This is a genomic window from Streptomyces sp. NBC_00237, from assembly GCF_026342435.1.
GTDB lineage: Bacteria > Actinomycetota > Actinomycetes > Streptomycetales > Streptomycetaceae > Streptomyces.
On the sequence record NZ_JAPEMT010000003.1, the window covers coordinates 730,275 to 756,114 of the forward strand.

Below are 25,840 nucleotides of genomic sequence, written 5' to 3' on the forward strand. Positions count from 1 at the left end.
CACACCGCCGGACACCACGACAGGGCCGTACGGGTAAGACCATCAGGCGAGGGTGACCGGCTCGCCAGGCACCATCCCGGCCAGGTCCTGGTCGACGCCGTCGCCTTTCCACGTCCCGGTCCGTGGGCAAGGAGTCGGCGAGGGCCTCGATCACGTCCGTGTCGTGCGCCCGCAACGCACGCAGGGCCTTCGTGAGGGTCTCCGCGGCCGGGGCACGTCAGCACTGACCGCTTACCGTGCATGAGCGCGTCGGGTGAGGTCAGGGGACCGCGGCAGCTCAAGCGTCGCCTCCGCGCCGCCGTCATCCGCGTTGGCGAAGACCAGCCGGGCACCGAGCACCTTGGCCTGCCCGAGCGCGATGGTCAGCCCGAGCCCGTGCCCCTGGCCGGTGGCCCCTGTCCGGAACCGCTGCGGTCCAGCGGTCAGCAGCTCGGAAGGGTAACCGGGTCCGTGGTCGCGCACGACGATGCGCGAGCCGGTGACAGTGACCCTGACGGGACCCGCGCCGTGCCGGTGCGCGTTGGCGATGAGGTTGGTGACGATGCGCTCCACACGGCGCGGATCGGTACGCACCACGTCCGCGCCATCGACCAGCACCTGTGGAGTACCACCGCAGTTCTCCCCACGCCGGACCACATCGGTGATCAGCTCGCCCAAGGGCACCTCGTCGAGCCTCGCCTGCTCCGCTCCGGCATCGAGGCGGGAGATCTCCAGCAGGTCCTCGACCAGCCCGCGCAGCGTCCCCACCCGCTCCCGCACCAGACTCGCCGCCTCGTCGTCGTCGGCGAGCAGGCCGGCTGAGGTGAGCAGCCCCATCAGGGGAGTGCGCAGTTCGTGGGCCACATCTGCGGTGAACCGTTTCTCCGACTCCAGTCGCCGCTGCAGTGCGCCTGCCATCGCGTCCATGGCGGCGGACATCTCGGTGATCTCATCACGGGCCCGGCCGGGGTGCCCGATCCGGGCATCGAGATCACCATCGGCGATTCTGCGCGCGGTGCGCGCCCCGTGGCGCAGCCGTCGGTTCATCGGCTCGGTGGCCAGCGCGGCGAGTGGGACGACGACCACGAGCGCGGCCAGCACTGCCTTGATGATGCTCCGGTCAAGGAGCTGCAGGCTGCGCACCTCGGAGCTCATGTCGGTGCGTACGGAGAGCACGCGGCCACCCTCGACAGGCACGGCGGCCCACAGCCAGTACCAGTTCGGCTCCTTCACGTCGTACCAGATGGCGTAGGCATCGGCAGTCTGTCGCTCCGCCAAGGCGTGTGCCAGCGGCTCGGGCACATCGTCCGGAGTCATCAGTGAGGCGGCCTCGGGCCTCTTTCCCGTACGCTGGAACTCCATTATCGCGACCCGCAGTTGTGTGGAGACCCGCTCGTCTCCCGCTCGCTGTCCGTGTTCCGCCGTCGCCTCGTGGACGAGCAGCCCGACCACTGTGGCGACCGCGCAGCAGGCGGTCGCGGTCAGCGCCGCGACCTTCCAGCGCAGCGCACGGAGGTTGAGGAATCCCATGGCCGCCGTCTCAGTTTCGCAGGAGCTTGTAGCCGAAGCCCCGTACGGTCTCGATGCGATCGGCGCCGATCTTCTTCCGCAGCCGCACCACGCATACGTCCACGACGCGGGTGTCGCCCTCCCAGCCGTAGTCCCAGACATCGTGCAGCAGCCGCCGTCGGTCCAGCACGATGCCGGGGTTCTCCGCGAACGCCAGGAGGAGCCGCAGTTCAGTGGGAGAGAGCAGGACCGGCTCACCGTCCCGGCACACATTCAGTCCGAGAAGATCAATGGTCAGGTCACCGAAGACGAGCGGCCCGCCCTGCACCGCACCAGCACCGTCGGCCCCGGGAGCCGGAGCCGCGTCCGGCCTCGGCCGAAAGGTGGCCCGCCGCAGCAGCGACCGGATCCGGGCGACCAGGATCCCGATGTCGACGGGCTTGACGACATAGTCGTCCGCCCCGGCCTCCAGCCCGGACACGACATCGAGGGCGTCACCGCGGGCCGACATCATCAGAGTGGGCACGAGGCTCTCCTCACGGATGCGGCGGCACAGCCCGATGCCGTCCAGGCCCGGCAGCATCACATCGAGGATCAGCAGGTCGTGCCGCCCGGCCCGGAACGCCTCCAGCCCGTCGAGCCCGTCACCCGCGACCGTGACCTCGTACCCGTAGCGCTCCAGAGCCAACTGGACGGCACGACGGATCACCGTGTCGTCTTCGACGACCAGGACCCTCACCGGTGCCGGAACCAGGGGGTGCGATGCAGACAAAAGTCACTCTTCTCAAACGTTCATGCCCGTTATTGACCGAATCGTAGCCGTCCGCTGGAGGAGGGCAGTGCGTCACAGGCGCAGAGAGGCCGCAACCGGCAGGTGATCGCTACCGGTGCGGGGCAGGGTCCATGCCGCGACCGGCGTCACCCCCTTCAGCAGGATCTGGTCGATCCGGACCACCGGGAACGACGCGGGCCAGGTGAACCCGAATCCCTCACCCGCCTCCTCCTGCGCCGAACGCAGGAACCCCGTCAGCGGCCCGAGCGCCGAGTCGTTGACCGACCCGTTGAAATCACCGGCCACGACCACCCGGGGCAGCCGCTCCGCCCGTACCGCCCCCGCCAGTTTCACGGCCGCCTCGTTGCGTCGCGCCGTGGCGAACCCCGTAGTCGGCAGTACCCGTACGGAGGCGAGATGCGCGGCGTACAGTGCCACGGGCCCCTGCGGGGTTTCGACCGTGGCACGCACGGCACGCGTCCACGGCATGATGTCCACCGTCTCCACGGCCGAAAGCGGAAGCTTGCTCCATACCCCGATGCCTTCCCGCACGGCGAAGTGAGGGTACGAGGAAGCCAGTTCGCGTTCGTATGCCGCCGTGCTCCCACGCGACAGCTCCTCCAGCGCCAGCACATCGGCGCCCGAAGCGGCCAACGCCCGTGCGGTCCGTCCGGGGTCGGAGTTCTCCGCGCTCACGTTGTGGCTGACCACGGTCAGATCTCCGCCGTCGGAACGCTTGTCGCCCAGCACTCCCGCGAACAGCGAACACCAGACAACAGCAGGGACGAGGACGGCTGCGGCGGCGAGTGCGGAGCGCCGCACCATCGCGAGCACCGCCAGCACCAGCACACCCAGGCCGCTCCAGGGCAGCAGCGTCTGCAACAGACTGCCGAGGTTCCCGAATCCATTCGGCACCAGGGAGTGTGACGCCATGAGCAGGGCGCAGAGCACAGCGGCGACACCGATGGCCCGCCCCCGCCGCCACCTGCCGGCCGCCGGAGGAGGAGGCCCGGAAGGCTGCGCATCCGGTTCCACGGAGAAACGACTGTCAAGGCCGGTACTCACGCCTGCCCCCCGAGGACTGCGGGCAGCTTCTCCTGGAGAGCGTCGAGAAGCCGGCCGCTGCTCTCCAGCGCGGCCCTGCGCCCCTCGGCAGGCGAGGTACCCGCACGCTGGCCCAGCACCACCCCGTAGACAAGACGTCGCTTCGTGCCCTCCGGAACTTCGGCGGCCCACACCAGATTGCCGCCCGCCGGAGTGCTGGAGCCGGTCTTCAGCCCGACCACACCCGGCCGTGCGAGCAGTTCGTTGGTGTTCCGCACCGGCTCGGCCCGCCCCGGAATCACCGTGCTGCGCAGCGCCACCGTCGCCCGCAGCGCCGGGTCCTTCATGGCCTCGCGGGCCAGCTTCAGCTGATCGGCCGCAGTCGACACGGTGGTGGCCTCGATGCCGCTCGCCCCGGTGTACGTCGTGTCGGTCATCCCCAGCCGGGCGGCCGTCGCGTTCATCTTCGCGACGAATCTCTCCTGGCTGCCCGCGTCCCAACGGGCCAGCAAACGGGCCACGTTGTTGGCGGACGGAAGCAGCATGAGCTCCAACAGCTTGCGCTGGGAGAGCCGTTGACCCTCGACGACCGGTGCGGTGGACTCACTCAGCGAGTGCGCCTCGGCCGCGGCCTGCCCGTCGACCTCGACCGAAGGCCCGTCCTGCCCTTCCCTGAGAGGGTGGTCCTTCAGGACCACGTATGCGGTCATCACCTTGGTGACGCTCGCGATCGGCACCGCCCGCCGCGAGCCCGCGACACCAAGATCACCGACCCGCTCCGCAGCGACGGCCGCCTGCCCATCGCTGGGCCACGGCAGATCGAGCCCGGCTACCGCCGCGGGCAGCATCCCGCCGCGATCGCCCGCGTCGGGAAGAGCCAGCCAGCCTCCGGTAGCGCTGGCCACGAGCGCCGCCACCAGTCCCCACAGCACCCCCGGCCGCTCGCGCGGGAGCTTTCCGTACGCGGTACGGACAGAGAGCTTCGTAAGTTCGGGCACGGCAGCGGCCTCCCAGAGCCAGCACGTGTACACCGGCCATCGGGTACGTGCACAGGCTGGGCGAGTACCGCTGCCAGCCGGTCAGGGCCGGGCTTCGACCACCGCACGGCTGTATTGCAGCTGTGTATCAGCTGGTCGGCGGTGGACCAGGACGAGCCCGCGTTGTTCGTGGAGGTCGACAACGGCACTGCGGGGCCGGGGGTCGAGCGAGGAGCAGCGGTGCCCGCTGTGGCTGTGGCTGTGATGGTGCGGTGGGGTGGAGGTGTTTGGTCGGCAGTCGTGTTGATCTTGCCGTGAGGGCTCCGGTCCTGGGCAGAGCCGAACGGAACTGCTTCGCGGCTGTGCTGCGGGACCGCCTTGTTTGCCCTGGAAGGCCAGCCGAGCGGCAGTTGCGCGTCGCCGAGGCCCGGCCGTCGACGCCCGCATGGACTCCGGGTGCGGCGAGTCCGGCTTGTGGGCCTGGATGAGGTCCTCGACGCCCGTCGTCGGTGACCGGTGACCGGTGAGCCGTGGGCGGTCGGCCTGTCGGCTCAAGTCGCCAAGGCGCTCACCGAGCTCTGCGATTACGCGAAAGAGTTGGTCCGCGATGTCTTGGGCAGGGCCGTTGTGGCAGTAGGCCAAGGGGGAAAGCCTCAACTCGTCGCCCTGGAATGGACATTGAGATGGCCGAGTGGCTGCCGGGTCCGCCTGGGCCTGGGAAGCGTACGCTGCGTTTCGATGACCCCACCCGGCTCACCGGCAACTGAGCCGGTCCCGCCGTCGTCGCCCGAGGGGGAGGATCGGTTGAATCCGCGCGAGGAAGGGGGGCCCAAATGACGGTCGGGGACTTCAGCGTGGGGGGCCGTCCGTTGCACGAGCGGCTGTCGGCGGGTCTGGCCGCCTACACCGACCTGGTGCTGGCCGAGGTCACCGCGCGGGTGCCTGCGTACGGTCTGCTGCCGGGGGAGGAACTCGGTGGCGACATCCGGCGGGTGATCACCCAGACCTTGCGGTCGTTCACCGACGTCCTGCGGACGAAGGAACTCCCCTCCCGCGACGCGCTGGCCTTTCTGCGGGAGTCGGCCGCGCGCCGTGCGGAGGAAGGCATCCCGATCGATGTGGTGCTCACCGCGTACCACGTGGGCATGCAGGTGGTGTGGGAGTCACTCACCCCTCACGTACGGCCGGGTGAGGTCACGGACGTACTGGCCGCCAATGCCCTGGTCCTGCGTTACCTGGAGCTGGTCACGCCCGCCGTGGGGGCCGGTTACCTCGATGCCCGGCAGACGGTGTTCGACGACGAGCACTCCGCACGCTGCGCGCTGCTGTCCGCACTGCTCGACGGTGCCCCTGCCGAAGCGGCGGCGACCCGGGCGGGACTGTCGCTGCCGCCGGGCTTTGTGGTGCTCGCCCTCGCTGTGGGGGTCCACCCCGACGAGCGGGCGGCCGGGGTGGACGGCGCGGTCGCGGGCCGCCGCAAGGTCCGGCGTCTGCGCATGGAGCTGGAACGCCATTTCCGTGGCCCGGTGCTGACCACGCTCACCGCCGAAGGCGGTGTCGCCCTGCTGCCGACGGAGGGCGCCGTTGACGGCCTTTCGGGGCGTGAGTGGTCCCGCCTGGAGCGGATCGTGGCCGACCTGGGTCGGGCGGCCGGAGCGGAGGTCACCGCGGGGGCCGTCGCGGCCGAGCCTGCCGCGGTGGCGAAGGCCGCGGTCACGGCTCGCGAGGTCCTGGAGGTCGCGCAGCTCCACGGTCGCCCGGCCGGACCCCACCGGCTGGAGGACGTACTGCTGGAGTTCCAGCTGTCCCGGCCCAGCGAGGCCCTCGGCCCCCTCGCGGACCTCCTGAACCCCGTCGGTGACGACCCGGAACTGCTGCGGACGCTGGAGACGTACCTGCGCAGTGGAGGGCGGCGGCCCACGGCCGCAGCCCTCCACGTCCACCCCAACACGGTGGACTACCGGTTGCGCAAGATTGCGGAACTGACCGGCGCCGACCCCTTGAAGACCGCTGACGTCGCGCTGCTCCACGCGGCCCTCACGGCACGGACGGCCCGCGCAGCCCGGACGGCCCGCTCGGCCGCCGCGCACCGGCGCCGGTCAGCCGCCGAAGACCGGCCAGACCGGGGTTGAGCAGTCCGGTGCGCGCGCGGTGCCGGGATCGAGCGCGTTCAGGACCTCGCGCAGTGCCACGTGGTCGAAGGCGAGGGCGAGGTGGTCGCTGTAGTCGTTGGCGCACCGGCTCTGGACGGTGATGTTGCGTGCGCCGGGGCCGTCGAGGAACTGAGAGGTGTACGGGGTGACCACGGCGTCGTACCGGGTGGCGAGGGTGGTGTAGCGCACATCGGGCACCGTGTCGGGCAGCGAGTTGAGGGTGTTGATGAAGTCCGAGCCCCGCAGTTGCTGGCGGGCGGCCGGATCGAGGGCGCTGGCCAGGCCGTCAAGGGCGGGGAAGATGCGGAACAGGGCTCTGATGCCCTTGTCGAACCCCAGCGCGGTCGAGCCGTGGCTGGTGGGGGCCAGGCCCACCAGGCTGTCCACCTTCGGTGCGCCGCCGAGGAACTTGACGTAGTACTGAGCCAGCGTGCCGCCCTGCGAGTGGCCCACCAGGTCGACCTCGCGGGCACCGGTTGCGGCCAGGACGCGGTCGACGAAGGCGGCCAGCTCCCGGCCCGACGCGGGAATGTCACCTGTGCCGCCCACCTGCCCTGCCGTGAGGCCGCCGTAGTTGAGGGCGAAGACGCAGTACCCGTTGTTCTTGAGCAGCGGGGACAGGGCGTTCCAGTTGACGGCCATGTTCACGTGCGTGCCGTGCAGCAGGACGACCGGGCGGGGGCGGGTCGCGCTGCGGCAGGTGAAGTCGTTGGCACCGGGCGGGGAGGCTCCGGGGCGGGCGAGCGACGCGGTCACTCCCGGTACGGAGTGGTAGACCACCGGCAGAGCGCGTCGTGCCCCCTCATCGCGTTCGCCGGCCGAGGCGGGGGCGGCAGTGCTTCCGGCGAGCGCGGCCAGGACGAGGACCAGGAGTCCGACGAGGCGGGCGGGTGCGTGTGCGCGGCGCGGGGCGAGCCGGCCGTTCATCGGGCTGCCGCCGCGACCGCGTCACCGACGACGGCCATGCCCTGGGCGTTCGGGTGCAGAGGCGCCGCCGCGTGGGAGGGGACCAGCCCTTCCAGGTAGCGGTCCTTGGGCGCGGCGCAGATGTCGTGCCCGACCGTGAGGGCGGCGACGTCGACGAACCGTGCGCCGTGCTGGCGTGCCTGTTCCCTGGCAGCAGCACTGACCTTGTTCATGACGCCCTGGAGGTAGTTGGCGTCGCGCGCCCAGACGGGCTGGACGGGGTGGCAGCCGCCCTCGCGGACGTACGTGCCGTAGCCGGTGACGACGACCGTGGCGTGCGGTGACCGTCGCTTGATCTCCTTCAGCGCTGTCCCGAAGCGGGGAGCCCACGCCCGGACCGCCCCGTCCAGCCTGTCCACGCCGCCGGACGTCAACGTGTCGGCGCACGAGCGGCCGAAGGGCTCGGGAAGGAAGTTGACGCACCCGAGCGCCTCCTGGAAGAGGCCGCTGTCGTTGGCTCCGACGGTGACCGACACCAGATCCGTGCCGGGCCGCAGGGCGTCGAACTGTGGTGCCAGCAGTCCGAACCTCCGTGCGGTGAAGTCCTTCGTCGTGGCTCCGGAGCAGCTCACGTCGGTCAGGCGGGCGCCGAGCGCCTTCGCCACGACCGCCGGGTAGTTGTTGTTCGAGCGGAGGCACAGCAGATTGACGTCCTGCTGGGGGATCAGCGGTCCTGCCGCCGCCGAATCCCCGAGCGCCACATAGTTCAGGGGCTCCGGGGCGTCGGCCTGGGCCGGGGTGGACACGACGGTGGCGACCGTCGCAGCGATCGTGACGCAGCCTGTCCTGAATCGTCCGGGGAATCTCACGCCGACCTCCGTCATCGTTGACCGTCCGAAGTACCGCGCCTCACATCTTGACGGGCCGGTGGGGGAACAGAGACGGAACGTGCTCCAGAGTCGACGGCGGTTCTTTGTGACGCTTCACAAGGGGGAGTGGCCCACTTCTGCGAGGACGTAGTGGAGTTGGCGGGGCGGGAGCGGTACCGGGCCGAGGTGAAGGCCACGCAGATCAGCAGCGTGATCAAGTCACCGTCGTGCGAAGGAGGCCCGGAGACCGGCCCGGCCCTACTGCGTCGGACGCTCTGTCAGGGCAGGGGTACCAGTGGCGTGACGGCCCGGCACTGCCATGAACCGCGGTGGGCGGGGTCGAGGGCGTCGAGGGTCATGTTGATGACGTTGGGCGAGTAGGAGGAGTCGGTGTGGCTTGACTTGTCGGTGGGGCAGACCTTCTGGATGAGGACGTTGTCGACCGCCTTCGGGTCGTCGGCGGGCGCGGTGAGGTAGCCGCTGGTGTACGGGGTGACTACCTGGTCGTACTGGGTGGCCAGAACGGTGTAGCGCACACCTGGTGTGGTGTCGGGGGTCGAGTTGAGTTCGGCGAGGAAGTCCGACCCCGTGAGCTGTTGGGCGAGCACCGGCCCCAACAGAGTTGCGGCCGGGGCGCCGCTGAAGACCTTGGCCAGCTTGTCCAGTCCGTTCAGCGTCGTGCCGTGGGTGGCCGGGTTGATGCCGACGAGGCGATTGACCTTGGTGCCCCCGTTGTGGGACTTCAGATACCGGATGGGCATGGAGCCCGCGCCCTGCGAGTGTCCGACCAGGTCGACCTTGGCTGCTCCGGTGGTGCGCAGAACCCGGTCGACGAAGACGGCCAGTTCCCGGGCCGAGTCCTCGATGCGTCCCGTGGCCTTGAATCCGAACGTGTTGAACGGGCTGCCGGTGGCGCCGAAGTTGATGGCGTAGACGCAGTAGCCCTCGTTGGCCAAGGCCGGGGCCATGGCGTTCCAGTTGTCGTACGCGTTCTCCCAGGTGCCGTGGATGAGCACCACTGGCCGCGGGTGCCGGGTCGGATCCGCACCGGGCAGGCAGGGTTTGGCGGGGTCGGTGTTGGCACCCGGTGGCGAGGCGTCGGCCTTGCCGGACAGCGGAAACAGTGTGGCCGCGAAGGCGCTCAGGAAATCGTCGTGTTCCGGGGCGTACCGAGGCTTCTCAGCAGCCTGGGCGGGGGACAGCACCCCGCTGACCGCCAGGGCGCACAAGGCGCCAACAGTGAGCGAGCGGCGGGTGCGGGTGCGGGACATTCTGGAGGCCCTCTGATCTGTTGGCTCCGTGGACGGCAAGCACGTCAGGGGGCTGGGCGCGTCGGCTGTCGGCAACCGGGCGCGGACCAACGCCTCATGGGTGTTGACGTCCACGTCGGCACGGTGCCGATAGGTAGATCATTGGGGAAGTTTGGTGAAGGTGCAGGTCGAGTGGGGTCCGACACCTGAGGTTCACCCATTCGCACGGGTCTGCCAGTTCGGTGCGTTGCGGGATACGTGCTGGAGCGGAACGCCGTGCTACCTCGCGCCGGAGGGACCCCCATTCGGCGCCCGGCTCCGCTGCGCATCGACTGTCGGCGCGTCACCATAAATCCCCGGACTACCGTCCGGGACGGTGCCGGTTCCCGTGACCGACCGCCGTCACAACGGAACGTGAGACAGACCTGCGATGCCCCATCCCGCACGGCGTGACCGGCTCCGCTACTGGTTCGACTCGACGATGGCCCGCGGCACGCCCGCGCTCATCGGCTGGCTCGCTGTGGCGACCCTCCTCCTCATCCTGGCCGTCACCATGGCGATGCGGCTCATCGGGCCTCCCCCGGAGGGCAGTGCGGCCTTCACCTTCTGGGAGAACTTCCACCAGACGTTCAAGCTTGAGTCCCCTTCGCAGGGGGACCTGAGCAACGTCCTGCCCCTGGTGGTCCTGGCGCTCGGCGGGATCTTCATCGTCAGCACCCTGGTCGGTCTGCTGACCAGCGGGATGAACAATCGGATCCACCAGCTCCGCAAGGGCCGTTCGATGGTCGTCGAAAAGGATCACACGGTCATCCTGGGCTGGACCGAACACGTCTTCACCATCATCTTCGAACTGGCGAAGGTGCAGGTCGGCGGCCGTCGTCCGGTCGTGGTGATCCTGGCCGACAAGGACAAGACCGAGATGGAGGACTCCCTGCGCGACAAGCTGGGCGACCTCCGGGTGAAAGTCGTCTGTCGTACCGGACGGCGTACCGACACCGGCGATCTGCGTCTGGTCAACCCCTCTGAGGCGCGGGCCGTCATCGTGCTCAGCCTCCCCGAAGCGAGCGCGCACGCGGACGCGGACAAGCTCAAGTGCCTGCTCGCGATCACCCACCGGACGCTGCGCGGCGACCGGCCCGTCCGGGTCATCGTCACCGTCCAGTCCAGCCGCAACCTCGCCATCGCCCGGCTGGCAGGCGGCGAGAGCACCCTCGTCATCGACGGTGACGGCATCATCGCGCGTCTGCTCGTCCAGGCCGCCAGACAACCCGGACTGACCTCCGTCTTCCAGGAGATCACCCGGGGCGAAGGCGGCGGAATCCATGCTCAGCAGGGCGCGGAACCCGCACTCACCGGCGCGACCTACCGACAGGCCCTGGACGCGTACCCCCGTGCCGCCGTCATGGGAATCCTCCCCGCAGACCGCCCAGCCGTCCTCAATCCGCCGATGGACACCGTCCTGACGGCGGACGACGGGCTGATCCTCATCGCGTCCACCTCCGCAGACCTGCGCACCACACCCCCCACAGTCACCGTCGACTCCACCGCGATCCAGACACACCCGGCCTCTCCGCCTCCCACCGAACGGCTTCTCCTCATCGGCTGGAGCCGCCGAGGAACCGATGTCCTCGGCCAACTCGACACCTACGCCCCGCCCGGCTCCGAAGTGCACGTCCTCAGCGACCACGAACAGGCCCTCGCCTGCGCCGAAGAGTTGACCGAACGACTGCTCAACATCAGCGTGACCGTCCAGATCGGTGACACCCTCGACCCGCTCACCATCGAATCCGCCAGACCCGGAACGTACGACCACGTCCTCGTCCTGTGCGACGACGCACGGAGCGCCGACCTGTCCGATGCCCGGGTCCTGGCCACCCTGCTGCACCTGCGCGACATCGCCACCCGCGAGAACGAGGGCTACTCCATCGTCAGCGAGATGCGCGACGAACAGGCCCGGAAGCTTGCCGAGGTCAGCCAGGCCGACGACGTCATCATCAGCGACAAACTCGTCGGCCTGCTGGCCGCCCGCCTCGCGAGCGACCCCACCCTGCGCTGCGCCTACTACGACCTGTTGAGCGCGACGGGTGCGACGGTACATCTGAGGCCCGCGGGCGACTACGTCGAGCCGGGCCGCACGGTGAACTTCGCCACGGTGGTCGAGGCCGCCGCCCTGCGTGGCGAGACCGCGATCGGCTACCGACTGGTCGGTCGCGCGGCGGAGCACGGCCACGGCGTGAGGATCAACCCGGCCAAGGACGACCCAGTGACACTGGGAACACGGGACAGAGTGGTCGTCATCGCCTGAACGACCCGGCGGCCGCGGAGCCGGGCTCGTCCACGGACGCCGCGACGGCCACGGGCTGGGAGGAAGCCCCCCCCTCCGTTCAGGCGGGTTCCGCCCCCCCACTCACCGACGGCGTGCACGTGACGCCAAATCGCCGCGTGGGCCACGGGGCTCTCCGCGCCGGAAGAAGGCGGCGAATTCGCCTCAGCGGAGGGTGAGTTGGCGGCGTTGGGCGCGGACTCAGCGGATGGTGATGGGTGGGGCTCGGGGGCGGGTTCGCGCTGCTGGAAGGGGTGCTCGTCTTCGGGTACAAGGGTGTGGACATCCCGTGGGAGAACGCGGCGGCGCGGCAGCAGTTGACCGTCCACCTGGGCAACATCTCGCTTGCCGAGATACCTGATTCGGTGGAGCACGCGGTGGTGGCTGCCGAGAGCGACACGTCCTACGACGACATCGAACCAGTCCCGACGGCCTGGCGAACCCGGCGCCACAAGGACGCCCTGGACACCGGCCGCCCGCCCGAGCACAACCTGCGCTCCCGGATAATCGCGGAGCTCTACGTGGACCGCACCGGCATCCCCTGGCGCTACGGCCGCATGATTCGCCCCGTGGGCCACGGCGTACGGCTACTTCGCGAAGCGGCAGCAGGACGGCGTGTTCGAAGAACTCACCGGCCTGCTGCGGCGCCTGGTCCGGGAGAGCGATGGACGCGACGGCGGACCGTCGGCCTGCGTGCTGGACTCCCAGACCGTCAAGACCTCGGCCAACGTGCACCTCACCGACCAAGGCAGCGACGCCGGGAAACGCATCATCGGCCGCGAACGCCACCTCGGCTGCGACACCCGGGGTCTACGGCTGACCGTCCTGGTGAGCGCCACGAGCGTGTCGGACACCGCGGCCGGTATTACTCTCCTGTCCCGCATCGCCTCCGCCCACCCGCACGTCACCAAAGCCTGGGTCGACATTGGCTACCGCACCACGGCCATCAACCACGGGGCCCGCCTGGATATCGACGTCCACCCCGTCCAACGCCCTCCAGGAACCAAGGGATTCAAAATCATCCCGAGACGGTGGACCATCGAGCGCAGTATCGGCCGCCTCATGCACCACCGCAGACTCGCCCGCGACGAAGAAACCCACCCACACCGCTCCGAAGCCATGGTCCACTTCGCGATGATCGACCTCATGACCCGCCGCCTCACCCACGAAAACGTCACTTGATCCGCCAGGGCCAGTGGGAGGACGGCGACCCGGACATCCTGGTCGTTTTCGACGTCGGCTACGACGTCCCGCGCGTGGCCTACCTCCTTACCGGCCTACCCATCGAGGTGCTCGGACGGATGCGCTCGGACCGGGTCATGCGCCGTCCGACACCTACGCAACTGCGGTACGCCCTGGCTTACCCTCGGGGTGGGCGGCCGCCGAAGCACGGCAAGGAGTTCCGCTCCGCCAAACCAGACACGTGGGGCGAGCCCCACGCGGAGGCTGTTCAGGGGCGCCGACCGCTACGGCACCGCCCAGGCGATGGCCGGGGACCGTATCGGCCCCCGGCTCACCACCCGCTCCGCGTGGACCGACCCGACCACGACGGCGAACTCCCCATCATCAAGGGCACCCTGATCCGCCTGACGCTGGACCCTGCGGAAAGAGGCTCAGACACAGCTTCTGAACATCCGGCGGACCTCCGCAACCTGCCGTCGCGATGCTTGGCTCCCCGCCCAGGGGGGCCGGGCATCGCAAGCGCAGTGGAAGCCGGTCCGTTCGGACGGGGCTACTGGCCGACGAACTGCTGGTAGTTGAGGCCGTTGCAGCCGAAGGCGCGCAGGCCATAGGCGCCGCTGTCGTCGATGCAGCGACCGGTGTTCTCGTTCCGGAAGGTGAAATTGCCGTTGCTGTAGTACAGCGCCCACCGTTGGTAGTTGAGGCCGTTGCAGCCGAAGGCACGCAAGCCGTAGGCGGCGCTGTCGTCGATGCAGCGACCAGTGTTGCCATTGCGGAGTACCCAGTTGCCGTTGGACTGGCCGATGAGGCCCCAGTACTGGTAGTTGAGACCGTTGCAGCCAAAGGCGCGCAGGCCGTAGGCACCACTGTCGTCGATGCAGCGACCAGTGTTGACGTTCTTCAGGGCGCCAGTGCTGTCGGGATGCGCGGCGCCCGGGTGGATGGCGACGGCATCGGACAGGGGAGCCGGGGGAGCGGCGGCAGTGGCCGCCCCGGCGCCGGTGAACACGAGGGCCGTTGCCGCGGTGAGCGCCGCGACGACACGGGCCGGGCGGCTCACTAAGTGTTTGCGGAGGTTCATTGTTCTCCCGTCGAGAGGGCGTGAGCGCCTGCCCGTCGGACGGGCAGGCGGCCGGTGCCGATCGTGGGACCGGTGCGGCGTCGCGGACGCTAATTCCACTGATGTGGACACGCCAGAGGAGGGGGTGCTTCCGGGGGTGAGCGGCTCGCGGATGTCCGGTTCCGTCTCGTACGCGTCCGGATCGAACGCACCGTCCGGCTCTACGGCCCGCTTCTGAACAGGAGGCTGGGCCGCCGTTCGGAACGGCGACCATCGACGCCCAACCGAACGGCAGCGGCCATCGCAAGGACTTCATCGACCACGCCGCCACCCTCGGTATCGACCTCGAAATCGTCCAACGCGCCCGTGCGGCCAGAGGGTTCACACTGATTCCGAAACGGTGGACGGCGGAGTGGACCTACGGCTGGCTCATGCTCCACCACCGCCTGGCCCGTGACTACGAGACCCATCCGCACGGTTCCGCAGCCATGATCTACCTCGCCATGACCGACCTCATGACCCACCGCCTCACTGGCGAGAGCACCATCTCCTGGCGCGACCCGGCACAAGTACATCAAAGACGTATGTCGGGATGAAACAGCCGGACGAAACGATCTCTGAAACCCTCGAAATGCAGGAGCGACACACGGCACTTGCGGAGCTAAATACCGCCTCCCCGATAGTCGGCGCGGCCCGGTCATCCGGCGAGCCGCTCCGATTTCTGCAAGGTTGTCATGCCCCTGCTCCCGCTGGTTGCCGATGCGCTGAGCTTGAGATCTAACGTCTCGACTTGCAACGCGACATGGGCGGGCACTGGTGTCGGGCTGACGAGCTCATGCGCACGGTAGGCAGTGAGGCGTCGAGAGGCAGTCAGGGGTGCGGTTTTCACCTGTGTGCGGGTGCAAGCCCACCGTCTGCCGTGGCCTGAGGAGGCCGGTGATGGCCTGGATGGTGTCGCTCATGTGCTCGCGGGGGCCGAGGTGACGGGCCGGGTCCCTCCCGTTCCTCAGGTGGGCGATGCCGTGCTCGGCAGGAATCATGCTTCTCGCAACCAATTGTGAGATGGGGCCCATTCACCCTGCGCACAGCCTGTCCAGGGACGCGCGGCTCTCCTCGTCCGCAGCGCGGTAGACGAGCAGGCGCAGTCCCGGGTCCTGGAGCGGCACCAGTACTTCGAAGTCGACGGTGATGGGACCTGCGACTGGATGCAGTAGCACCTTCCGGCCGCGGCCGTTGACGCTGACATCGCGCTCCGACCACAAGCGAGCGAAGTCCTCATCCTGCGTGGCGAATTCGGCGATGAGGTCGGACAGTTTCCGGTCTTCCGGGTGCGCGGCCCATGCCGCACGCAGGTGGGCGATGCCGTCCCGCAGCACCTGCTCCCGGTCGGCGTAGAAGCCGCGCATCTCCGGGTGCAGCAGACACAGCCACATCGCGTTGCGCCGCGACGGCGGTACGGCCTCGAAACCCGGTAGCAGCCGGGCCATTTCGGGATTCCAGGCCAGGATGTCGTAACGGTGGTCCAGCAGCATGGCCGGCAGCGGTGACAAGTCACCAACCAGGCGTGCCAGCGACGGCGCCGCACCGGCGGCCGACCCATCGGTGATGCCGGGGCGGCGATGTCCGGCCAGGTCGAACAGGTAGTCCCGTTCGCTCGGATCCAGGCGCAATGCCCGGGCCAGCGCCGCCAGCACCTCTGCCGAGGGTCGCAACCCGCGGCTCTGCTCCAGCCGGACCACATAGTCGGTGCTGACCCCGGCCAGTTCGGCGACCTCCTCCCGGCGTAGCCCCGGCGTCCGCCGGGGCCGCCCATGCAACGGCAGGCCCAGCCGGTCAGGGTCGAGCCCTTCGCGCCTGCTCCGCAGGAAGGCGGCCAACTCCTGGGCGGTGTCCATGGTTCGGGTCGTCATGACCGGTCCAACCGTCAAGGTGGGACCGATCTTCCCAGGAAGTGCCCTCCCTTACTCCCCGGCCGCCACCACCACAGACTCGGTCCCGGCAAGAAACCACGAGCACACATGAGCACAGGAGAACCTGATGGCACTCACCCTCGACACCTACCGGCTGCTGGGCCGCTCGGGACTGCGGGTCTCACCGCTGGCCCTGGGTATCGCGACCTTCGGCACCGAGTGGGGCTGGGGTGCCGAGCGGGCCGAGGCCCGCAAGCTGTTCGACCACTACGTCGAGCTCGGCGGCAACCTCCTCGACACAGCCGACACCTACACCGACGGCAGCTCCGAGCGCCTGCTGGGCGAGTTCGCCCGTGAGAAGCGTGAAAGCCTCGTGCTGGCGACCAAGTACGCGACGCTGCGCCGTCCCGGCGACCCCAACTCAGGGGGCGGTCACCGCAAGGCCCTGTTCGGCTCGGTGGAGGGGAGCCTGAGGCGGCTGGGCACCGACTACATCGACCTGTTGTACCTGCACGTATGGGACTTCCGTACGCCCGTCGAGGAGGTCCTGCGCGGCCTGGACGACCTGGTCCGGCAGGGCAAGGTGCTGTACGTGGCGATCTCCAACACCCCGGCCTGGCAGGTGGCCCGGATGCAGTCGATCGCCGACCTCCGCGGCTGGTCGCCGCTGGTCGCGCTGCAGCTCGAGTACAGCCTGATCGAACGGACCGCGGAGCGCGACCTGATCCCGATGGCCCGGGAACTGGGTCTGGGCGTGGTTCCTTACTCACCGCTGGGCGGCGGGGTGCTCAGCGGCAAGTACGGCCGGGACGACGTGATCGGGACGAGCGCCGGCACCGGCGAGAGCAACCGCAAAAGCCACAACCTTGCCCTGGGCACGCTCACCGAACGCAACCTGGCCCTGGCCGACGTCGCCCGGGATGTCGCCGCCGACCTGGGCCGCACCCCGTCCCAGGTCGCGTTGGCCTGGACCCTGCTCAACCCGGGCGTGGCAACCACGCTGATCGGGGCCCGCACTCCCGCCCAGCTGGCGGAGAACCTGGGCGCCCTGGAGATCGAGTTCACGACCGCCCAGCTGACCCGCCTGGACGCGGCGAGCGCGATCGAGCTCGGCCAGCCGCACGACCTGCTCGCGAGCGACAACATGCGCCAAGTGACCACGGGCGGCCTGCGCATCGAGAACCGCCGCTGAGCTTGACGTACATCCAGTTCGTCGGGGTCTCGGTGCACGGGCCGGTGTGCCGGTCCGTGCACGCAGGCGCCCGAACCCTCTGCGGACGCGGTTCGGTGTCGGCCTGTTCGGTTCCGTCGGCTTCTCCCGCGGAAGGCCCTGCTGACGTTGTCCTGCACAGCGATCACGTCGCGTATCCCCAGCAGGTGGATCACGCAGGTCTGGACGGTGGTGCGGGGCCGGACGGCCGCGACCGTGTCGGCCAGGGCCTTGAGCCTGTCGCAGACCAGCATGAGGACATCGTTCGCGCCGCGGTTCTTGATCTCGGTGAGGATGTGCATCGAGTGCTTGGCACCCTCGCCGCCGTCGCCGGGCCACAGGCCGGGGATGTCCCGTCGGCCCTCCGCCGTGACCGCGATGGGCCCGGCGACGTTTGCGGTCACCGCATGATCAGGCGGAACCACGTAGGGGTTGTGTTCGTGAACTGACGCTCCGTCAACATGTGTTGGCGCACATCCGCCTGAGCTGGAGGTTCCGTCTTCGCGAGCGTGTACAGGCCCGATAGACGGGCGCCTTCCGTGATGGATGACGTGAAGGGCCTCACGTGCCCCGGGCATGTGTGGGAACGTGCATGGCTTGGTGCGGGGTAAGGGACGACCTGCCACGGAGGCACGCGATGCTCTCGGAGCGTGGATGGCTACTACTGGCAACAGTGATTGAGACGGGGGGCGTGGTGAGTGCCGCGGCCCAGCCGACGGTGCCGGACTGGGCCCTGCTCGTCGTCGGGCCGCTGCTCGCCGCCCACGGCCTGTGGACGGTCCTGATGGCGCGCGACCGCATGCGCTGCAAGACCTCCCTCGCCCGCATGACCCGTGTCGCCGAACTCACCCAACGTGCTCTTGTACGCCCCCTGCCCGCCGATCTGGGCGGCCTGGCCACGGCCGTACGGACCCGCTCCGCGAGCGAGGGCGCCCTGGTCGGCGGGGACCTCCATGACGCCGTCCTGCTGCCGTCCGGGCCGCGCCTGATCGTCGGAGACGTGACGGGGCATGGTCTGGACGCGGTCCGCATCAGCGCGGCGGTGCTCGCCGCCTTCCGCCACTCCGCGGCTGCGGAGCCGGACCTGGTCCGCCTTGCGCACATCCTCGACGACCGCGTACGGGACGACCTCGGAGACGAGGACTTCGTCACCTTGCTCCTCGCGGACTTCGTGCCCGGCGTGGTCCGCCTGGTCAACTGCGGGCACCCGTCGCCGCTGCTGGTGGGCAGGGGCCTGGAGATCCTCGAATCCCCCTGCCCCTCACCGCCGTTGGGCCTGTCGCCCACGCCGAGTGTGCAGGCCGTCCTGCTCACCCCCGAGCAGCGCATGCTGTTCTACACCGACGGTCTCACCGAGGCCCGGGACGCGCACGGCACCCTGCTGGCCCTCGACCGCCGGGTCCGGGCCGCGCTGAGCGCCCTCACTCTCGACGAGGCCCTTACGGACCTGGTCGACCTCGTCGACCACCACACTGCCGCCCACGACGGCGACGGCCATGACGACGACCTCACCCTGCTGCTCGTCCAGCCCACCGCCGACCTGCTGACGGGACCGGTACTCCCCATACCGGAGAACGAAGACGTACCGAGCGCGCCACGGGGCAACCTCGGCCAGTCGTGATCGGGCAGCGATACTTCCGGTCACTTTCGAGCCAACCGTCCCGCGGTCCGAGCGCAGCCAGCATGCTGCCGTCGCACGGCGGGATAGCGAGGAAAGGTGTGTCATGCGACAGCAAGGCGCGGGGAACCTCCCCTCAGAGACACGCGAGTTGTACGGCCGACAGCAGGAACTGGCGGAGATCAGGCGGCTGTTTGACGACGGCGCCCGGCTGGTGACGCTGGCCGGGGTCGGCGGGGTGGGCAAGACGCGGCTCGCGCTGCGGGCCGCGCACGAGGTGCAGGCGTCCTTCCGGGACGGGGTGTGGTGGGTGGAGCTCTCGTCGCTGCGCCGGGGTGCGCTGCTCGCACACACCGTGACCGAGGTGCTTGCGCTGGTGGATCAGACGACGCGGCCCGTGATCGATGTGCTGGCCGACTACCTGGCGGGGCGCGAGGCGCTGCTTGTCCTGGACACCTGCGAGCACCTGGTCCACGAGTGCGGGCTGGCCGCCGATGTGCTGCTGCGGGCCGCGCCGGGGCTGCGGATCCTGGTCACCAGCCGTCGCCCCCTGGGCATCCACGTGGAGCGGCTGCTGACCGTCGACCCGCTGCCCGTGCCCGAGGACGAGGGCGCGCCGTGCGGTGGTGCGGACGCGATGGCCCTGCTGGCCGCCCGGGCCGCTGAGGCGGTGCCGGGCTTCGAGGTCACCGATGCCAACCGGCCCGATCTCGTACGCCTGTGCCGCTGCCTGGACGGGCTCCCGCTTGCCATCGAACTGGCCGCGGCCCGCCTGCGAGACCTGTCCGTGGCCGATCTGACCGAGAAGCTGGACGACCGCTTCGCCGTCCTGGGGACCACCGACGAGGTGGTGTACGACGCCGAGCCGCCCTGGCACCAGGCGCTGCGTACCGCGATCGGCTGGAGCCACGAACTGTGCACCCCGGCCGAACGGCTGCTCTGGGCCCGGCTTTCCGTCCTCGTCGGCGGCTTCGACGTCGAGGCCGCTCGGGCGGTGTGCGCCGACGCGCGCCTTCCCGAGGAGACGATCCTGGGGCTGCTCTCCTCCCTGACGGACAAGTCGGTCGTGAGGTGGGAGCCGACCGGCGGTGGCGAGCGCTACCGGATGCTCGACACCATCCGCGAGTTCGGCGCCGCCTGGCTGCGCGGTCTCGGCGAGGAGTCCACGCTGCGCCACCGGCACCGGGACTACTTCCGGGCGCTGGCCCAGGCCGCAGACGCCGCCTGGATGGGGCCGGACCAGATCGCCTGGCACGACCGGACGACCGCCGAACACGCCAACCTCCGGGCCGCCCTTGACTTCTGCCTCGCCGAACAGGACGGGCACAGTGGGCTGCAGATGGCCGGGGCGTTGTGGTTCTTCTGGTACGCCTGTGGCTTCGCCCAGGAAGGCGAGTACTACCTCGACCGGGCCCTGGACCTGGATCCGACCCCAGGACCGGACCGCGCGAAGGCCCTGTGGGCCCGCGGTATGGTCGGCCAGACCATGGGTGACATGGAGACCGGCCTCCGCCTCATCGGCACCTTCCGGGAGGCCGCGGCCGACGAGACCGACGAGACCGTCCCGGCCGCCGCTGCCATTCTGGAGGGCGCCTGTCTCGCGCTGAGCGGTCGGCAGACACGGGCGGCCGAGGTGCTCGACGCGGCGCCGCGCACTCCGCCGCCCCCTGGGCGCTACGACGCGGCGTGGTCGCTCGTCCAGGTCGCCCGGGCCTTCGTCCACATCCAGCTCGGGCAGGTCGCCGAGGCCGCGGTCGTCGCGGACGGTCTCTGCGCCGTGTGCGACCGGCACGGCGAGACCCATGCCCGTGCCTGGGGCGACTACCTTCGCGCCCTCGCCGCGCTGGCCCTGGGAAGGGCGGCAGAGGCCGAAGCCCATGCCCGCGAAGCCCTCGACGGCAAACGCCGCGTCCGCGACAGCCTCGGCATCGCCATGGCCCTCGAAGCACTCGCCGCCGCGAGGCTCGTGTCCGGGCACGCCGAGCGAGCCGCCCAGCTCCTCGGCACCGCCGACCGGGTGTGGCAGACCCTCGGCTCCCCCCAGTTGGGGGCACCCGAACTCGTCGCCGCCCGCCAGGCGTGCGAGGAGCAGGCACGCCAGGCCATCGGCGACGACAACTTCGAGGCCGCCTTCCGCGCCAGCTACGACAGCGACCCCGACGCGGGCATCACCCATGCCCTCCACGCGCCCGGGACCGCCTCAGCGCACCCCGATATCGACTGACCACAGCCCCATGAGGTCTGGGAACAGATGGCTTCGACTCAGTGGACGTTAAGTTCGATCTTTCTCGGTTCGTGAACGCTCGCTCGTGGTGATGACTGCCGCGAGGGCCGTCGGCTGGGCATGTCCATGCGGAGATGCGGGGCATGAAGAGAGAGCCGTACGTCGGCGACGTGCCGGACGAGCCGCGGGCGTTGACGGAACCTGTGATCACGGCCTGCAAACAGGGCCGGGTGGGCCGTTCGGCGACCGGCGATCCTGAGCTCAGTAACAGCCCACCGCCCCGCCGTGCCTCACTTGAGGGCGGCGGGCCCCGGCACACTGCCGAGGCGCACGAGGCACCGACCCGAAATGTGCCCGAAGGCACCGAGGCCCCGTTCCTGACCGAGGGTGAAGACCTTCTCTCGACACGTGGGGGCACCGAGTGCACAGTGCCCCCAACGTCATGTTCACCAGTGCCCCGTGACCAGCCTCCGCCGCGCAGGACTTATGACGTGCTGCTCCTGGCGGTGCCCGCCGTCCACTGCACGCCGAGTGTGTCGAGCTCCGCCCTGTGGTCCTCGCTGAGCTTGTCGGCCCGCTTCCGCGCGTTGGAAATCCACACACCAAGCTTGATGACGCTGTGGGCGGTGTCGGGGCGGTCCCCCTGAGGGCGGCGGCGGCGAGTGCGCTGAGCAGGCCGCTGCTGCGCACCGTCACCGGAGGCCGGTGCTGTTGAGGTGCCGGTGCGACCTCGGTGCGGCCCCGAAACCAAGGGCGGGGCGGTGCATGTCATCGCGAGAATCCCGCCGTATGACGGAACCTTCCCGGGAGTATGAGCAAACGATGACAGCCCACGCCCCGCGCTTTCGCATGAGTTCTGCTGGATCCATGAACAACACGAGCACCTCCCGTCACCTGAAGCGCACCGCCTGGCTCGCCTTCACCGCAGCCGCCGGTGCCGTCGCCCTCTCCGCCTGCGGCAGCCCCGCTGCCGACAAGACCGCCCCCTTCAAGGCGGACAGCAGCACCGCAGCCCAGGCCGAGGCCGACGATGCGCCGCAGAGCGGTACCAAGCCCAGCAAGCTCCTGTGGATGGGCGACTCCATCGCCGAGGCCGAAGCCCCCGCACTCGCCGCCTCCTTCAAGGCCGACGGCATCGAGTTCTTGTCGATGGCCGCGACCGGCGGTGGTGGCGTGATCGGCGAGATCGGCGCGCCCACCTGGGAAGACCTCGCGAAGAAGCTGAAGGACAAGCCGGACGTTGTCGCGTACCAGGTCACCACCTACGACTGGGGTACGCCCGCCGAGCAGGTCGCGGCCTACGAGAAGCTGGCCAAGGAGGTCAACGCGGCGGGTGCCGAGCTCGTCTTCGTGAGCGCGCCCCCGTTCAAGATCGACGACTTCTACAAGAAGAACGAGGCCGCCTTGAAGACCGCCCCCGAGTCGGCGAAGAAGGTCGCGGAGAAGAACGCCGAGAAGGTGCACTTCCTGGACTCCTCCCAGCTGTGGGGCACCGACTTCTCCGCCAAGCAGGCACAGCGCAGCAAGGACGGCATCCACTCCTGCCAGCAGGGTGCGGCCTCGTTCGCGCAGTGGCTGGGCAAGGAGCTGGGCAAGCAGTACGGCTTCACCCCGGCCGCCGCCGACACGTGGGCAACCGGCACCTGGACCGGCGACAAGGTCTTCGGGCCGCTCGGCTGCAAGTAGTAGCAAGTAGCAGGCCGAGACGGGCGACGCCCTCCCGCACCGGTACGCCGGGATGGCGCGCCCTCGCCTCAGCGTCCGTGTTTCCACCTCGGCCCACGGCCGGACCCGTCCCGTCCGTCTGCCCCGGACCACCCGGAGAAGATCCCGGAGAGAAGTTCAGCTCATGTCTGCGCACACCCCCAGGCCCACGGTCCGCCACCGAGGCCCCCGTACCTCCTCCGCCACCACCTTTCTCACCCTGGTGCCGGACACCGCCACCCCCGCTCCCGCCCCCGCGAGGGCCAAGCGGCACATCGCTCCCCTCGACGGTCTGCGCGGCCTCGCCGTCCTGGGCGTGCTCTTCTACCACGCAGGTCACTTCGGCGGCGGGTTCCTCGGCGTCGACCTCTTCTTCGTCCTGTCCGGGTTCCTGATCACCGGGCTGCTGCTGAACGAGGCACGGCAAGCGGCGGCCACGGGCCGCCGCGTCGACCTGGTGGCGTTCTGGGGGCGACGGGCCCGCCGTCTGCTGCCCGCGCTCGCGACGACCCTCGCGGGCACGCTGCTGCTGGTGTGGGCGCTCGGCCCGGCGGATCTGCTGCGCAACGCGCTCGACGACGCCCCCTGGGTGGTGGCGAACCTCGCCAACTGGCACTTCATCGCCGACCGGATCGGCTACTGGGACGCGGCCGACACCCGGGTCTTCAGCCACCTGTGGTCCATCGCCGTCGAGGAACAGTTCTACCTGGTGTGGCCGCTGCTGCTGGCCCTTCTCGCGACCGGCGGCCGACTGGTCCGCACCCGTTCACACCAGCGGCACTCACCCGCCCTCCCCGACGTCGAGCGGGCCTCCGCGCGGGCGGGCCGCCGGGTCGCCGCCGTGGCCGGTCTCGGCGCCGTCGCCTCCCTCGTCCTCATGATCTCGATGGCCCCGCTGAACCCCGACACCACCCGCGTCTACGAGGGCACCGACACCCGCGCCTTCGCACTGCTGCTCGGCGCCCTGATGGCCACCGACCCGGCACGCACCCTGCTGTCGCGCCTCGGCGAGCGGATGTCCGGATGGCTGGGCCTGGTGCTGGCTGCGGGCATCGCCGGGTACTGGTTCGTGATCGACGGCGAGAAGTCCCCTTCCCTCTTCCAGGGCGCCCTCTTCGCGCACTCGCTGGCCGCGGCCCTGCTGATCGCCTGCCTCGCGCACGCCCCGGGCAGCGCGGTCGGCCGGGTGCTGGGCGCGGGCCCGCTCCGCTGGGTGGGCCAGCTGTCGTACAGCCTGTACCTGTGGCACTGGCCGGTACTGCTGCTGCTGAGCGAAGAGCGCACCGGCCTCACCGGCTGGTCCCGTACGGCACTGGCTCTCGCGGTGTCCTTCGCGGCCGCGATCGCGTCGAAGTACCTGATCGAGGACCCCATCCGGTTCCGGGCGAGGTGGGCGCACGGGCGCACCGGGTTCCTCGCGGTGGCCGCGACCTTCGTCGCGCTGATCGCACTGTGGTACTGCATCCCCGAGCCGCCTGCCCCGGGCACGGGCAGCGTGGACCTCACCCAGCTCACCGGCTGACGGCCGGAACGGGACCGGGGCGGGACCGGAACGGGACCGGGGCGAGGCCGGGGCGAGGCCGACCCCGCCCCGCCCCGCCCTCCACCGTCCGGCTCAATTTCCCGCGCCCCCCTGGCCCCCTCGCACGATCCTGGCCGTATGCCCTCCTCCGCGCCGCCCGGCCCGCGCCCCCGAATACCGCGGTCCGTACTGGCCTGGGCCACGTTCCTGCTTTTCGCCGTCGCGGCGGTGGCGGCGATCGGAGTCGGGAACCCCCTGCACGAGATGCGCGTCCAGCGGGGCAGGACGGCCCTGGCGGTGCTGTGCACCGTCGCCGGTCTGATCTGCGCGTCGGCGCTGCTGATCCGCCCCTCCCTCGCACGTCCGAAGCGGGTCGCCTGCTTCAGCCTGGCGTTTAGCCTGCTGTGCGCGCTCGGCACGCTCTTCACCTGGATAGCCGTCGGCACCGGCCACACCCTGGAAGACGTTCCCGGCACCCCGGTCTCCACCAAGGAACAGGTCCGGGCCGAGCTCACCGCGAAGGGCCGCGAAGGGCTCCAGCCCATCCCGACGGGCGTCTTGGTCGAGACCATGGAGTTCACCAACTCCCACAACGTCCGCCTCACCGGTTACGTATGGCAGACCCTGCCCGCCGACGCGGCCGACACGGAGCATCCCCACCTCGACCTTCCCGACGCCGTCGACGGCGGGGTGACCACGACCCGGACCTACCGCGCCAAACGGGACGACCAGCAGGTCGTCGGCTGGCAGCTGCGGGCGACCCTGCGCCAGTCCTTCGACTACGGCAACTTCCCGCTGGACAAGCAGACGGTCGGACTGACCATGCGCCCGCGCTCCGCCCGCGTCGTCCTGGTGCCGGACTTCTACGCCTACCCGTCCTGGCAGCCGGGGAAGAAGTACGGCCTGTACCAGGATCTGGTCAGCGGCGAGTGGCACACCGAGTACACGACGTACAGCCTCGACATGGCCCACGAGGCGACGAACTACGGCCGCCCGGCAGTGAGCATCGGCGGCGGAGTTCCCGAGCTCTCCTTCGTGGTGGGCGTGTCCCGGCCCTTCCTGAGCCCGTTGCTGCACTACCTGGTGCCGCTGCTGGTGATCGCGTTCCTGGTGTTCGGGTCGCTCTTCGTGATCACCGTCGATCCGGACCGCCGTACCGTCTCGGGATTCAGCACCTGGGCGGTGATCAGCTTCTGCGGTTCGATGCTGCTGGTGGTGTCGGTTCAGCTCAGTTCGCTGTACGACGCCACGGGCTCCAGCGGCATCGTCTACGCGGAGTACTTCTACTTCATCCAGTACGTGGTGATCAGCCTGGTCTGCCTGGACGTCATCGAGCACACCTCGCCACGGCTCAACAGGATCATCGACTGGCGCGGCAACGCGGTGGCCCGCCTGCTGTACTGGCCGGTCTACTCCACGCTGCTGCTGCTGGCCACGGTGGGCGTCCTGCTGTTGTGACGCCGGAGGCGCTCAGTCGGCCAGGTAGTCGTGCAGCGGCTGCATCGGCGCCAGGGTGAGATCGGTGCCGACGTGACTGGCCGAGACCACCGCCCGTACCGGCAGATCGGCCAACGGCGCCAGTACGTGCGCGGGCGTATGTGGTCGGGCATCGGCCCGTACCGCCTTCT

General features: G+C 69.8%; 18 protein-coding genes and 5 pseudogenes. 11 read left to right on the plus strand and 12 right to left on the minus strand.

Annotation, left to right across the window (positions count from 1 at the left end):
* Window positions 1–231 precede the first annotated feature (231 nt).
* The 4 genes from OG897_RS29840 to OG897_RS29855 all read right to left on the minus strand — a co-directional run bounded on the left by OG897_RS29840 (window position 232) and on the right by OG897_RS29855 (window position 4,302).
* Window positions 232–1,509 carry a HAMP domain-containing sensor histidine kinase gene (locus tag OG897_RS29840; RefSeq protein ID WP_266661585.1) on the minus strand — a complete coding sequence of 426 codons (1,278 nt, stop codon included), beginning with the start codon at window positions 1,507–1,509 and terminating at the stop codon, window positions 232–234.
* 10 nt (window positions 1,510–1,519) lie between these two features.
* Entirely contained in the window at window positions 1,520–2,260 is a 741-nt protein-coding gene (gene cseB / locus OG897_RS29845) for a two-component system response regulator CseB (RefSeq protein WP_266661587.1), read from the minus strand.
* A 72-nt stretch (window positions 2,261–2,332) separates the two neighbouring features.
* The gene (locus OG897_RS29850) at window positions 2,333–3,193 is read right to left on the minus strand and encodes an endonuclease/exonuclease/phosphatase family protein (RefSeq protein WP_323188115.1); all 861 of its coding nucleotides are present in this window, start codon (window positions 3,191–3,193) and stop codon (window positions 2,333–2,335) included.
* Window positions 3,194–3,321: 128 nt separating this feature from the next.
* Window positions 3,322–4,302, minus strand: a complete 981-nt coding sequence (locus tag OG897_RS29855) for a serine hydrolase (protein WP_323188116.1) — start codon at window positions 4,300–4,302, stop codon at window positions 3,322–3,324.
* 812 nt (window positions 4,303–5,114) lie between these two features.
* Between OG897_RS29855 and OG897_RS29860 the strand changes: the two genes are divergently transcribed.
* Entirely contained in the window at window positions 5,115–6,413 is a 1,299-nt protein-coding gene (locus tag OG897_RS29860; protein WP_266661589.1) for a CdaR family transcriptional regulator, read from the plus strand.
* Here OG897_RS29860 and OG897_RS29865 read toward each other — a convergent pair.
* The 3 genes from OG897_RS29865 to OG897_RS29875 all read right to left on the minus strand — a co-directional run bounded on the left by OG897_RS29865 (window position 6,381) and on the right by OG897_RS29875 (window position 9,480).
* On the minus strand, window positions 6,381–7,361 hold the full coding sequence (locus OG897_RS29865; RefSeq protein ID WP_266661591.1) for a triacylglycerol lipase: 981 nt from the start codon (window positions 7,359–7,361) through the stop codon (window positions 6,381–6,383). The genes OG897_RS29860 and OG897_RS29865 overlap by 33 nt on opposite strands.
* Window positions 7,358–8,209 carry an SGNH/GDSL hydrolase family protein gene (locus tag OG897_RS29870; protein ID WP_266661593.1) on the minus strand — a complete coding sequence of 284 codons (852 nt, stop codon included), beginning with the start codon at window positions 8,207–8,209 and terminating at the stop codon, window positions 7,358–7,360. The genes OG897_RS29865 and OG897_RS29870 overlap by 4 nt, the downstream gene beginning before the upstream one ends.
* A gap of 278 nt (window positions 8,210–8,487) precedes the next feature.
* A complete protein-coding gene (locus OG897_RS29875) occupies window positions 8,488–9,480 on the minus strand; it encodes an alpha/beta fold hydrolase (RefSeq protein ID WP_266661595.1) in 993 nt (330 codons plus the stop codon).
* A gap of 409 nt (window positions 9,481–9,889) precedes the next feature.
* Here OG897_RS29875 and OG897_RS29880 point away from each other — a divergent pair, with 409 nt between their 5' ends.
* From OG897_RS29880 to OG897_RS29890, 3 genes and pseudogenes are all read left to right on the plus strand, one after another.
* A complete protein-coding gene (locus OG897_RS29880) occupies window positions 9,890–11,764 on the plus strand; it encodes an NAD-binding protein (protein ID WP_266661598.1) in 1,875 nt (624 codons plus the stop codon).
* 431 nt (window positions 11,765–12,195) lie between these two features.
* Window positions 12,196–12,964, plus strand: a pseudogene (locus OG897_RS29885) (IS5 family transposase).
* A pseudogene (locus tag OG897_RS29890) lies at window positions 12,961–13,380 on the plus strand (transposase); the annotation flags it as partial. The pseudogenes OG897_RS29885 and OG897_RS29890, both read left to right, overlap by 4 nt.
* Before the next feature lie 134 nt (window positions 13,381–13,514).
* On the opposite strand, the gene OG897_RS29895 reads toward OG897_RS29890, so the two are convergent.
* Window positions 13,515–14,045, minus strand: a complete 531-nt coding sequence (locus OG897_RS29895; RefSeq protein ID WP_266661602.1) for an RICIN domain-containing protein — start codon at window positions 14,043–14,045, stop codon at window positions 13,515–13,517.
* Between the two features lie 275 nt (window positions 14,046–14,320).
* Here OG897_RS29895 and OG897_RS29900 point away from each other — a divergent pair.
* A pseudogene (locus OG897_RS29900) lies at window positions 14,321–14,620 on the plus strand (IS5/IS1182 family transposase); the annotation flags it as partial.
* Between the two features lie 477 nt (window positions 14,621–15,097).
* Here OG897_RS29900 and OG897_RS29905 read toward each other — a convergent pair.
* A complete protein-coding gene (locus OG897_RS29905; RefSeq protein WP_266661603.1) occupies window positions 15,098–15,919 on the minus strand; it encodes a helix-turn-helix transcriptional regulator in 822 nt (273 codons plus the stop codon).
* A gap of 142 nt (window positions 15,920–16,061) precedes the next feature.
* Between OG897_RS29905 and OG897_RS29910 the strand changes: the two genes are divergently transcribed.
* On the plus strand, window positions 16,062–17,126 hold the full coding sequence (locus OG897_RS29910; protein WP_266661604.1) for an aldo/keto reductase: 1,065 nt from the start codon (window positions 16,062–16,064) through the stop codon (window positions 17,124–17,126).
* A 182-nt stretch (window positions 17,127–17,308) separates the two neighbouring features.
* Here OG897_RS29910 and OG897_RS29915 read toward each other — a convergent pair.
* Window positions 17,309–17,722: pseudogene (locus OG897_RS29915) on the minus strand (transposase); the annotation flags it as partial.
* A 116-nt stretch (window positions 17,723–17,838) separates the two neighbouring features.
* On the opposite strand from OG897_RS29915, the gene OG897_RS29920 reads away from it, so the two are divergent.
* Both OG897_RS29920 and OG897_RS29925 read left to right on the plus strand, forming a co-directional pair.
* A complete protein-coding gene (locus OG897_RS29920; RefSeq protein ID WP_266661605.1) occupies window positions 17,839–18,765 on the plus strand; it encodes a PP2C family protein-serine/threonine phosphatase in 927 nt (308 codons plus the stop codon).
* A gap of 103 nt (window positions 18,766–18,868) precedes the next feature.
* A complete protein-coding gene (locus OG897_RS29925) occupies window positions 18,869–20,986 on the plus strand; it encodes an NB-ARC domain-containing protein (protein WP_266661606.1) in 2,118 nt (705 codons plus the stop codon).
* Window positions 20,987–21,470: 484 nt separating this feature from the next.
* On the opposite strand, the gene OG897_RS29930 is transcribed toward OG897_RS29925, so the two are convergent.
* The gene (locus OG897_RS29930; RefSeq protein WP_266661610.1) at window positions 21,471–21,587 is read right to left on the minus strand and encodes a helicase; all 117 of its coding nucleotides are present in this window, start codon (window positions 21,585–21,587) and stop codon (window positions 21,471–21,473) included.
* Window positions 21,588–21,853: 266 nt separating this feature from the next.
* Here OG897_RS29930 and OG897_RS29935 point away from each other — a divergent pair, with 266 nt between their 5' ends.
* The 3 genes from OG897_RS29935 to OG897_RS29945 all read left to right on the plus strand — a co-directional run bounded on the left by OG897_RS29935 (window position 21,854) and on the right by OG897_RS29945 (window position 25,670).
* A complete protein-coding gene (locus tag OG897_RS29935; protein WP_266661613.1) occupies window positions 21,854–22,672 on the plus strand; it encodes an SGNH/GDSL hydrolase family protein in 819 nt (272 codons plus the stop codon).
* A gap of 163 nt (window positions 22,673–22,835) precedes the next feature.
* On the plus strand, window positions 22,836–24,212 hold the full coding sequence (locus OG897_RS29940; RefSeq protein ID WP_266661615.1) for an acyltransferase: 1,377 nt from the start codon (window positions 22,836–22,838) through the stop codon (window positions 24,210–24,212).
* A 138-nt stretch (window positions 24,213–24,350) separates the two neighbouring features.
* Window positions 24,351–25,670 (plus strand): hypothetical protein, encoded by a 1,320-nt coding sequence (locus tag OG897_RS29945; RefSeq protein ID WP_266661617.1) that lies wholly within the window; start codon window positions 24,351–24,353, stop codon window positions 25,668–25,670.
* Between the two features lie 12 nt (window positions 25,671–25,682).
* Here OG897_RS29945 and OG897_RS29950 read toward each other — a convergent pair.
* Window positions 25,683–25,802: pseudogene (locus OG897_RS29950) on the minus strand (acetoacetate decarboxylase); the annotation flags it as partial.
* Window positions 25,803–25,840 lie beyond the last annotated feature (38 nt).